At 69.9% G+C, this 458-nt stretch carries 1 protein-coding gene; it reads right to left on the bottom strand.

All coding sequences use genetic code 11. The features are described from left to right. The coding region (locus MRBLAR12_RS18615; RefSeq protein WP_364747542.1) for an L-serine ammonia-lyase, iron-sulfur-dependent, subunit alpha at nucleotides 1-458 on the bottom strand (458 nt) is incomplete at both ends.

Genomic DNA, 458 nt, shown 5'->3' with positions numbered 1-458 from the left:
TCGATGCACGGGACCTGGACCAGCCCGCCGATCGGGTCGCAGGTCAGGCCCAGGTTGTGCTCCATCGCGATTTCCGCGGCGTTCTCCACCTGCGCCGGCGTGCCGCCCATGACCTCGGCCAGGCCGGCGGCCGCCATCGAGGACGCCGAACCCACCTCGCCCTGGCAGCCGACCTCCGCGCCGGAGATCGAGGCCTGCTCCTTGTAGAGCACCCCGATCGCGGCCGCGGTCAGCAGGAACTTCACCACCACATCGTCCCGGTCGGCCTGGGTGGCCTGGTCCATGCCGGGGGCGAAGTGCAGCGCGTAGTAAAGCACGGCCGGGATGATGCCGGCGGCGCCGTTGGTGGGGGCGGTGACCACCCGCCCGCCCGAGGCGTTTTCCTCATTCACGGCCAGCGCGATCAGGTTGACCCATTCCTGCCAGTACTTCGGGTCCCGGTCCTTGTCCTCCTTCAG

The organism is Arthrobacter sp. LAR12-1-1.1 (assembly GCF_040676555.1).
Classification (GTDB): Bacteria; Actinomycetota; Actinomycetes; order Actinomycetales; family Micrococcaceae; genus Arthrobacter.
Note: the sequence above shows the minus strand (reverse complement) of the source record. Positions and strands in the feature narration are given on the sequence as shown.